Source organism: Verrucomicrobiota bacterium, from assembly GCA_019247695.1.
Classification (GTDB): Bacteria; Verrucomicrobiota; Verrucomicrobiia; order Chthoniobacterales; family JAFAMB01; genus JAFBAP01.
The window spans coordinates 68,030-77,105 of sequence record JAFBAP010000157.1 but is presented as its reverse complement, the minus strand read 5'-3'; the positions used below and the strand labels follow the sequence as shown (position 1 = coordinate 77,105).

The 9,076-nt window shown below is 60.7% G+C and carries 9 protein-coding genes; 5 read left to right on the top strand and 4 right to left on the bottom strand.

Annotated elements, in window-relative coordinates:
• Window positions 1-321 precede the first annotated feature (321 nt).
• Window positions 322-1,296, bottom strand: a complete 975-nt coding sequence (locus tag JO015_18790; protein ID MBW0001145.1) for a dihydroneopterin aldolase — start codon at window positions 1,294-1,296, stop codon at window positions 322-324.
• Window positions 1,297-1,350: 54 nt separating this feature from the next.
• Window positions 1,351-2,169 (bottom strand): heme-dependent peroxidase, encoded by an 819-nt coding sequence (locus tag JO015_18785; protein MBW0001144.1) that lies wholly within the window; start codon window positions 2,167-2,169, stop codon window positions 1,351-1,353.
• Between the two features lie 328 nt (window positions 2,170-2,497).
• Between JO015_18785 and JO015_18780 the strand changes: the two genes are divergently transcribed.
• From JO015_18780 to secD, 4 genes are all read left to right on the top strand, one after another.
• Entirely contained in the window at window positions 2,498-2,731 is a 234-nt protein-coding gene (locus JO015_18780) for a ferredoxin (GenBank protein MBW0001143.1), read from the top strand.
• 76 nt (window positions 2,732-2,807) lie between these two features.
• Window positions 2,808-3,167 carry a DUF721 domain-containing protein gene (locus JO015_18775; protein MBW0001142.1) on the top strand — a complete coding sequence of 120 codons (360 nt, stop codon included), beginning with the start codon at window positions 2,808-2,810 and terminating at the stop codon, window positions 3,165-3,167.
• Between the two features lie 192 nt (window positions 3,168-3,359).
• Window positions 3,360-3,704: a preprotein translocase subunit YajC gene (gene yajC / locus JO015_18770; GenBank protein ID MBW0001141.1), complete on the top strand. Its 345-nt coding sequence runs from the start codon at window positions 3,360-3,362 to the stop codon at window positions 3,702-3,704.
• 33 nt (window positions 3,705-3,737) lie between these two features.
• Window positions 3,738-6,098: a protein translocase subunit SecD gene (gene secD / locus JO015_18765; protein MBW0001140.1), complete on the top strand. Its 2,361-nt coding sequence runs from the start codon at window positions 3,738-3,740 to the stop codon at window positions 6,096-6,098.
• Window positions 6,099-6,278: 180 nt separating this feature from the next.
• Here the strand turns inward: secD and JO015_18760 are convergent, their stop codons facing one another.
• On the bottom strand, window positions 6,279-7,316 hold the full coding sequence (locus JO015_18760) for an HAF repeat-containing protein (protein MBW0001139.1): 1,038 nt from the start codon (window positions 7,314-7,316) through the stop codon (window positions 6,279-6,281).
• A gap of 473 nt (window positions 7,317-7,789) precedes the next feature.
• Here JO015_18760 and JO015_18755 point away from each other — a divergent pair, with 473 nt between their 5' ends.
• Window positions 7,790-8,335 (top strand): hypothetical protein, encoded by a 546-nt coding sequence (locus JO015_18755; GenBank protein MBW0001138.1) that lies wholly within the window; start codon window positions 7,790-7,792, stop codon window positions 8,333-8,335.
• A gap of 101 nt (window positions 8,336-8,436) precedes the next feature.
• Here the strand turns inward: JO015_18755 and JO015_18750 are convergent, their stop codons facing one another.
• Window positions 8,437-8,961 carry a hypothetical protein gene (locus JO015_18750; protein ID MBW0001137.1) on the bottom strand — a complete coding sequence of 175 codons (525 nt, stop codon included), beginning with the start codon at window positions 8,959-8,961 and terminating at the stop codon, window positions 8,437-8,439.
• Window positions 8,962-9,076: the final 115 nt, after the last annotated feature.

The window sequence follows — 9,076 nt, the reverse complement described above, 5'->3', positions numbered from 1 at the left end:
AAGATTAAATCATCCGCAGAACACGCAGAAGAACGCAGAAAAGAGAAAACATCCACAGATTACACAGATTGACGCAGATTAAGAGGACCTGGCGGCAACCCTAAGCTTCTCGCATCTACCCCCAGGATGCAGCTCCGAACTCCGAACGCCGAACTCTGTCCCCCTCTCCCCGCCGTGTTCGCCGTGGTCCGCCGTGTTCGCCGTGTTCGCCGTGTGAACTCTTACGTCGTGCCCGCCTCCCCCGCTGTGCCCGCCGTGTGACCGTGTGAACTCTTACGTCGTGCCCGCCTCCCCCGCTGTGGCCGCCATGTGACCGCCTCCTCAGCTCTGAGCCGTGTGGACGCGCACAAACCGCGTGTTGGGCAGGATAACCTTCTTCACGGCCACCCGAACGTTGCGCAGGGGAAACGTGCGCACGAGCAACCCCATCACGTCGGCAGCAAACGTCTCGATGAGCCGGCACTCGCTGCGGGCTGCAAATTCCGTCACCGTCGCAGCCACGGCGGCATAATCCACGGTACGCTCCACCCGGTCACCGAGCTGGTCGAAAGGAGAAAGAATCTGGAACGATAAATCCAGCCAGAGGGTCTGTAGCGCTGCGCGTTCAACCTCCGGCACACCGATGCGGGTCGTCACCTGCAGGTCCACAATTTCGATCCGTTCCTCCCGGCTGCGGCCCGGTTCCCACAGGCGCAGCAACATCCCCAGGTCACGCAGGAGCAGGTCGGGCTGGGCGGGAACGAGTTTGTCGACGGGATCAAACCCGGTCAAAACCGCTGCCGAAATCACCCCGGCCGCCTTGGATGCGTCGATGTCATGCACCAGGTCACCGATAAACAGCGTCTCCGGCGCGGCAAGCTGATGAATTCGCAGGAGGTCAAGGATCCGGGCCGTTTTATCCGCCACCTCCAAATAGACGTCTTCGAACCATTCGCGGATCCCGAACCGTGCGGCTTGCGCTTCGAAGTGCCCCGTGTGCATCGTGCTCAGCAGGAACAGCCGCCGGCCGCTGGACCGGCAAAGCCGGAGAAAGTCTTCTGCGTGAGGCATCAATGTCACCGACCCACGATGGCGCCCGAAGAATTCGTGGTAGACCCGGTCAATGTCCGCCAGCGGGATTGTGGGCAGAAGGCGCTCGTAGAAGTTCTTGAGCGGCAACTGGAAATCCCGGCGAAACTCGTCCTTGCTGATCGGCGACGACCCGTACGTGGTCAGAACGGCGTTGGTCGCCCGAACGACCACGTCGAGATCATCCACCAACGTGCCGGACCAGTCCAGTATGACGTTGCGGATCACCGGTGGAAAGAGGACACGCCATGCCGCGCGTGTCCCGGCAGCCGCTGCGGCGGGCTACAGGCCCAACCGCTCGTAGATCTCCCCCAGCGGCAGTTGCAGCCCGACGAAAAATTCGCCGAACTCAGCGTATCCGGCGCTCACGGCGTCAAACCGCATGTCATAGACGATTGACTTGATCTCAAAAACGTCATGGGCGAACAAGCTCACCCCCCACTCCCAATCGTCGAGCCCCGTCGCGCCGGTGATCAACTGGCGGACGCGGCCCGAGTAGGTTCGTCCCACCTGACCATGGCCCACCATCAGGCGCTTGCGATCCTCGAAGGTCAACGCGTACCAGTTCTGGCCCGGAAGCCGCCGCTTCAACATCGGATAAAAGCAGAACACCGGCCAGTCCGGCATGTTCGGGTAAAGCCGGTCCTGCAGGTATTTCTGCATCCGCTGGCGAAAACCGTCGAGCGCGGACGCGAACTCTTCGGAGGCCGGATCGAGTTTGCGTTCCGCGACCAACGACTGCTTAAAATCTTCCTCCGTCGTGGTGTATTCGCTGCGTTCCGTCAACGAGTAGAAACTGAAGGCCGGCGTGAGCACGTCGACACCGAGCGCCTGGGTAAGCCGTTTTTCGAGCCGGTTGGCCGTGTGCAGGTCCTCGGTAAGCAGCATGAAACCGAGATCCCCCTTGGGCGTGACTACGCTGAAGGTCAACAACTGGGTCGCCGGCAGCGTTCGCGCTTCCTGCACCAGGGACGCCAGCCGGGTCTTGGCCGCGTATTTTTCCTCCTTGCTCAGCAACTGCCAGCTTCCGTACTCCAGGCGATAAAAGAGGTGCAGCACATGCCAGCCTTCCTTGGCACGCAGGCTCGGTCTTTCAATCATGCCCCCAGCTTATGCAGGCTTGGGGAAAATGCCACAAATGCAGAGAGTGTGCCGGGTGCCGGGTGCCGGAACTGGTCTTCCCGCCGTGTACCCCTAAATCTGTGTCAATCTGTGTAATCTGTGGATACTCTCCTTTTCTGCGTTCTCAGCGTGGTCTGCGGATGATTTCTCGTCGTTTGTGGCACTCGTGGCATTTTTCGGCTTGCGGCATTTAGGAAAGCGGCGCTTGCAGTCCTGGGTCGAATCGATAGATTAGCCCGCTTCTCCCGGTTGGGGGGCGGAGCAAGGGAAAGGGCTCCGGGAAACCTGATATAGATTTGACCAGCTTATGGCCGACGTTGCAAACAGATACCCGCAAAATGTGCCGGGACGTTTCTATGTGGATGACCAGTGCATCGACTGTGACCTTTGCCGGGAAACCGCTCCCGCCAATTTCACTCGCGACGATGACGGCGGTCACTCGTACGTCTTCAAGCAGCCGGCCTCTCCCGATGAAGAGGGCCTTTGCAAGGAGGCGATGGAGGGCTGCCCCGTCGAGGCGATCGGAAACGACGGTGAGTGATCTGCCCGTTGTTGGGATGTCCGCAGACCGGGATTCCGGTATCAGCACCCGCTTTTAACCCGTGGCGGACTCACCGATGAAGCCGGCACTTCGACAGAAGGTCTTGGAAGAATGGCGAGGCTTGCCGCAGCCCGGACCCAAAGCCGACCGTCTCACCACCGTAGGGTCGGTGCTCACCTCGCTCGCGCCCAAACTCGGCTTGGGGGAGCGCTTGCTCGAAGAAGAGATCGTTGCTGCCTGGGCCGAAACCGTCGGATCATTCTTCGCCGCCCATTCGCGCCCGGCAAAATTGCACCAGGGCGTCCTCATCGTACAGGTGCTGCAGCCGACGGTCCTGTTTGAACTGGAGCGTCGCTGTAAGCCGATCATCCTGGCGAAGCTGCGCGAACGCTTCGGCGGCAGAAAGATTCAGGCGATTCGCTTCAAGGTAGGCTAGGCACACGGTTGAACCGGCAGGGCCCCGCTGGTCAGGCCGGGGGTCCGAATTACTAAAATAAGTATAATTTTTGAAATCGCCCGATTTCATGTCATGTTGTTTCAAACGCTTGCCCCGGAGCGGCAAATGAGGTATGGACACACTCCCGTCACGTGGAGATCTCACGCTCCTGTCCAGGGCCTCTAAACTCTCATGACCGCCACCATTTTATTTCTCGCCCAGCAAGCCGCACCAGCCGGGTCGCCGCCCCAGCCCAACATGCTCACGAGCTTTCTCCCGTTCGTGTTCATGATCGTCATCTTCTACTTTCTGCTGATTCGTCCCCAGCAGAAACGTCAGAAAGAACACCAACGGCTGCTCAGCTCCCTTAAGACCGGCGACAAGGTGGTGACCTCGGCGGGGATCCACGGCTTGATCGCGAACGTGAAGGACAGCACGGTACTGCTCAAGGTCGCCGACAACGTCAAGATTGAAGTAGACAAGAGCGCAATTTCCAACGTTACGCGCCCCACGGAAGCCGCTAAGCCGGCGGTGTAGTGGCCCGTCCCCTGTTCCCCTTTCTCTGGTAGTATGAACCCCACCCTGACCTTCTTTTTCGGCTTATTGTTGCTCGTGCTTTTCGGCTGGTATTTCCTGGCCGAGACGGAGCGGGTAAAACGGCGCCTGGGCACGGCTTTGACGCTGCTGCTCTGCGCGTTTTGCATCGACGCATTTCTGCCGCTCAGCAAGAAACTCCACCTCGGCCTGGATTTGCAGGGCGGCACTTCATTCCTGGTGCGCCTCGTTTCGCCTGCCGGGGAAGATGGCAAGCCGCGGGCCATCACGCCGGACATGCAGGAGCAGGCCGTGGAGGTGATTCGGAAGCGGGTCGACCAGTTCGGCGTAAGCGAACCGGTAATTACGAAGCAGGGCGCCGACCGGATTCTGGTCCAGATCCCGGGCCTCGACACCGCGCAGATTCAGGACGCCCAGGCGCAGCTGCAACGCGTGGCGAGGCTGGAATTCAGGTTGGTTCACCCGAACAGCGCGCAGATGCTGCCGCAGATTGCCGCCGGCCAGACCTTCACGCCGCCCGGGTACGTCATCCTTAATTCCGTCGATAAACGGGATGGCCATCCGCAAAAATACCTGGTCAAACGCCGTCCGGAACTCACCGGGGATCAGATCACCCGGGCTCAGGCCACCTTCGAGCAGCGCGGTTACGAAGTGGCGCTGAAGTTCACGCCGGCAGGCGCGGATACCTTCCGGCAGGTGACCCGGGACAACATCAACCAGGAACTGGCGATCGTGCTGGACGGTGAAGTGGTTTCGGCTCCCGTCATCCAGAGTGAGATCCCGAACGGGCAAGCCGTCATTACCGGCAATTTTACGGCGGAAGAGGCACGCAATCTTTCGAGCGCGCTGGAGAACCCGCTGCAAACGCCGGTCGTCATTGATGAAGTTCACTCGGTTTCAGCGACGCTGGGCCGGGATTCGATCATGGGCGGTGTGATGGCCGGATTGGGAGGTTTGGCTGCGACGCTGCTTTTCGTGCTGATCTACTACCGCACAGCCGGCCTGGTTGCCGTGATCGGTCTGCTGGTCAACGGCATCCTGCTATTCGGCGTGATGTCATTGTTCAATTTCGTCCTCACACTTCCGGGAATCGCGGGCATCATCCTGACGATCGGCATGGCAATCGACTCGAACGTGCTGATTTACGAGCGCCTGCGTGAAGAACTCGAAGGCGGTAAAGGTTTGAAAGCCGCCATTGAAGCGGCCTACAGCAAAGCCTTCAGCGCCATCTTCGACGCGAACGTCACCACCCTGATTACCGCCGGCATTCTCTTCTGGCTTGGGACCGGACCCGTCAAAGGGTTCGCCGTGACCCTGACGGTGGGCATCATCGCCTCGATGTTCTCCGCGCTCCTCGTCACCCGCAACGTCTTCCGGTGGGCGCTGGCCTTCAACGCGCTGAAGCGCATCACCATGCTGCACCTGATCCGGTCCAAGAACTTTGATTTTTTAGGCAAGCGCCGGATCGCCATTGCCGGATCGCTGCTGTTGATCATCGCTTCCATCGCAGCTTTCGCCATTCGCGGGCAGAGCGCTCTTAACATCGACTTCACGGGCGGCGATTCGCTCCGGTTGCACACCGCCAAGCCGCTGACCGAAGCTCAGGTCCGGGCTGAACTCGCAAGAGTTAACCTCGGGAACGTGGTAATCCAGCGTGAAGCCGGCGGCACCAACTACTTCGAAATCCGATCCCCTTTCCAGACAGCCGATAAAATCGTCAACCAGCTCAAGCAGGGCTTCCCGGATGCCGGCCTTACCGTCGAGCGCTCGGAAGGCGTGGGTCCGGTGATTGGAAGTTCGCTGGCCTGGACTTCACTGAAGGCGCTCGGGCTGGGCATCCTCGGCATCCTGATCTACGTCACCTTGCGTTTTGAATTTTCCTTCGCACTTGGTGCCATCGTCGCCCTGGTGCACGACGTGGTGATCACCCTGGGCGTATTCGTTCTTACCGGGCATGAGCTTTCCCTTGTCGTGGTGGGCGCAGTTCTGACGATCGGCGGTTATTCCATCAATGATACCATCGTCGTGTTTGACCGCATTCGTGAAGGGTTCCGGGCCGGGCGGAAAGGCAGCACGCAAACCATCATGAACGCCAGCATCAACGAAACGCTGAGCCGGACGCTGCTGACCAGCGGTGTCACGCTGCTCTGCATGCTGGCGCTCTGGATCTTCGGCGGCGCTGTCCTGGCCGACTTTGCGTTTACCATCGTGATCGGGATCGTAGTCGGAACCTACTCCTCGATCTTTATCGCTTCGCCGATTGTCCTCTGGTGGTCTAACTTCCGCAAGGGCAACCTGCGCAAAGAGGTTACCCGGCCGCGAGAGAAAGGTACGTCCTCGCCCCCCCCGCCGTCACAGCAGCCGGCCAAAGCCTAGCTTAGGTTCCGGAGCGGCGAAGCCATTCCCATCGGGAAACCGAAAAATCGCACGCTTCCCGAGGGAGAATCGAATTTTTGGCCGGGAAGTTAGGACGATATCAGCTTGATTGACGGCGGACCGGGAAAAAGAAGGCCGGCGCACCCACGCCGGCCCCGATCTTACGCTTGACTGATGCGATCACGGTAATTTCCCGCTGAAGATTCGCGGGTAGCCGAGATCGGGAGTGAATATCACGGGATGGCTCTCGGCGTCGGTCGCCGTGTAAGAAGCGCCCACCACCTGCCCTAAGTCGTTGACGGCGGAGGCGGTGCTCCAAGATCCTCCCAGCGTGCCCAGGTCCTGCATCTTCCCTGCGCTGTAAATAAACGCGTGGATCGCCCAATCGCCCGCCGTCTTGGCGTAGCCGACGGCTTGGCCCAGGTTGTTGATGCCGAGCGCCTCGCTGACGGTCCCGCCCAAGGTGCCCAGGTCTTGCATCCGCTCCCGGACATAGAGGAAGGCGTGTTCCGGCCCTCCCCGCCCCCCGCCCGTGGTAAAGGAATGGCCGACCGCCTGCCCCAGGTCGTTGAGCCCCTCTGCCGTGCTCCATGCGCCCCCGAGCGTTCCGAGGTCTTGCATGCGTCCCTTACTATACAGGAAAGCGTGCTGCGCAGCATCGCCCACCGTCCCGGACACGCCGACCACTTCCCCAAAGTCGTTAACCGCGAAAGCCGTGCTGGTCGAGCCGCCCAACGTGCCCAAGTCCTTCATACGACCGCCGCTGTAGAGGAAAGCGTGGTCAATTCTATCACCCGGAAGGGTGGACTCCCCGACTACCTCGCCCCGGTTGTTAATGCCGTAGGCCGTGCTGAAGGTTCCCCCCAACGTGCCCAGATCGTGCATTTTCCCGGCGCTGTAGAGGAAGGCGTGGGTACCGTCATCAGCCGGCGTGTCGGAAAAGCCGACGATTTGGCCAAAGGCGTTGATGCCGTAAGCCTCGCTGGAGCCGCCCCCGAGGGTTCCCAGGTCCTGCATTCGGCCACCGCTGTAGAGGAACGCGTGAACCGAACTGTTTCCTGCGGTTGCCGACCCGCCGACGGCTTGGCCCAGCAGGTTAATAGCATTGGCTTCCCCGTAGGTGCCACCCAAAGTGCCCAGGTCGATTATGGCGTACCTGAGCTGTGCTTCCGCGGTTGGCACCGTCAGCAACGGACACGCCGCGCCTATCCCAAGCATTAAAGTTATGAGGCCCCTTCGCCAGGCCGGACCCTTACCGATGTGGCGGTTATCCACGTTAAGCAAAGTGCACATGATGTTAGCGCCTGGTGTGCCAGTTGCGACCCATCATCCGCAACGAACGAAGTTGCCGGAAATAGCTACAATGGACAGACATTGGTGTGATTACGGTATTTTTGGAAATGCGCCCGGAGACAGGGTGCCGAGCCCGTGAAAAAAGCAGACCGGCGCACGCGTGCCGGCCCGGCCGTCCACAGGCTCCGGACAGCAGCTTACCCGGCATTCCGAGCCAGCAACATCTGTCCGGGAGGGCTACCGGCGCTATCGGAAACCAAACCGCATGAGGTCCCATTGAAGAAACCGGCGGGGCGCAATTGCACACCGGCTTCGCATCGCGTCGCGCGGGACCGGGTGTTTTTACCTTGCCGTTTGGCCTTTTTTCCGGGACCCTAGGTTGCAGGATTCCCACCGCCATGAGGATGATCATTTCCCTCATCCTGTTCCCGCTGGCGCTGAATGTCATGGCGTGCGGCCTTTCGGCCCAGGTGCCCGGGACGCCGGCGCCGGGAGCCCCTCTACCGGCAGACAGCCCGCAGGAGACGGCCGCGCCCGAACTGTTGCCCCGCAGCGACGCGCTGCCCGACCCCGCGCCGTTATACCCGAACCTGAGCAAGACCCCCAAAGCAAGCCGCCCGGCCGTGTCGGCCGAAGCGGCGCCTGCACCCACACCGTACGTTTCCCCGGAAGAACGGCGGGTCATCCAGCAACGTTTGGATAAAATCCGGGCGCTGGCCAGCCGCAACCCGGAATCGATTTCCCTGTTGAAACTGGCCAGCACGGCTTTGAGCGTGGAAGCGCGTCGCAACTACCTGCGTGCGTACTACGTCACGGTGTGCATGCGGATGCGGCAAATGGAACCCCGGCTCGGGGGTTACATCCGAGAGTTTGAGCGTGAACGCATCCGGGCCATCGGCCGCTCCAAGGCCCCTCAGATCCCGACCCATTCTCGAGATGGTTGAGCCGGCTGTATTTGTACCTCCGGCCCAAAGACAGCTCAACCAACGTGAAAACCGATGTAGGACCGGCGGAGCCGGCCGGCGCAAATCCGGTCTGCCGCTCGCTACCCCGGGATCTCCGGCCCCATCTGGAAGCGAATCGCCTCTTTCGCTTTGTGGTTGAAGTTGGCGGGCTGGTACAGCACCGCGGTATGCCCGCCGACATCGGTTATGGTCACCCGAAAAATGCGCAAGGTGGTTTCCGGGTTGTAAAGCCACGGCAGCGCCTGCGGATTGGCGGGAACCAGTGACGATAATTTGGTCCAGTAGGTGTGATCCAGCTGCGGCTGGCGGTCCTCCAGGATCACAACCGGGGCCGTGCTGCTTACCTCTTCGATCTTGATGTCCGCCAGGGGTGTGGGTTGTTTCACCCGGATGCTGAACTGCCATCGCACGAAGTTGCGCCCGCCGCGCCGGAAGGTGGTTAAGCCGGATTCAGTGACCACGTACCGGTCATCTTCGGCCTGGGCGAAGGTTCCTCCGAGCATGGTAAGACGGATATGGCTGCCCCCGGCGATTGGCACGGTGGTAGAATGTTCGACGTGCGTGCACGCCGCCAGCATGCTGCAACCTGCAACTAACGCGGCCATGGCTTCTCTGAACATCCTGGAAGCATGACGAAGGCAACGGGCCGGGGCCAGTTTTTATTACACGCGGGAAACCATCGGCGAACCGGTTGCCGGGTTGCCGGCGATGCATTCCGGA

Excerpts from the sequence above, each read along its gene's own strand:
- JO015_18760 (MBW0001139.1), bottom strand. The coding sequence starts at position 7,316 with ATGCTTGGGATAGGCGCGGCGTGTCCGTTGCTGACGGTGCCAACCGCG.
- JO015_18775 (MBW0001142.1), top strand. The coding sequence starts at position 2,808 with ATGAAGCCGGCACTTCGACAGAAGGTCTTGGAAGAATGGCGAGGCTTG.
- yajC (MBW0001141.1), top strand. The coding sequence starts at position 3,360 with ATGACCGCCACCATTTTATTTCTCGCCCAGCAAGCCGCACCAGCCGGG.
- JO015_18755 (MBW0001138.1), top strand. The coding sequence starts at position 7,790 with ATGAGGATGATCATTTCCCTCATCCTGTTCCCGCTGGCGCTGAATGTC.
- JO015_18780 (MBW0001143.1), top strand. The coding sequence starts at position 2,498 with ATGGCCGACGTTGCAAACAGATACCCGCAAAATGTGCCGGGACGTTTC.
- JO015_18750 (MBW0001137.1), bottom strand. The coding sequence starts at position 8,961 with ATGGCCGCGTTAGTTGCAGGTTGCAGCATGCTGGCGGCGTGCACGCAC.
- JO015_18785 (MBW0001144.1), bottom strand. The coding sequence starts at position 2,169 with ATGATTGAAAGACCGAGCCTGCGTGCCAAGGAAGGCTGGCATGTGCTG.
- secD (MBW0001140.1), top strand. The coding sequence starts at position 3,738 with ATGAACCCCACCCTGACCTTCTTTTTCGGCTTATTGTTGCTCGTGCTT.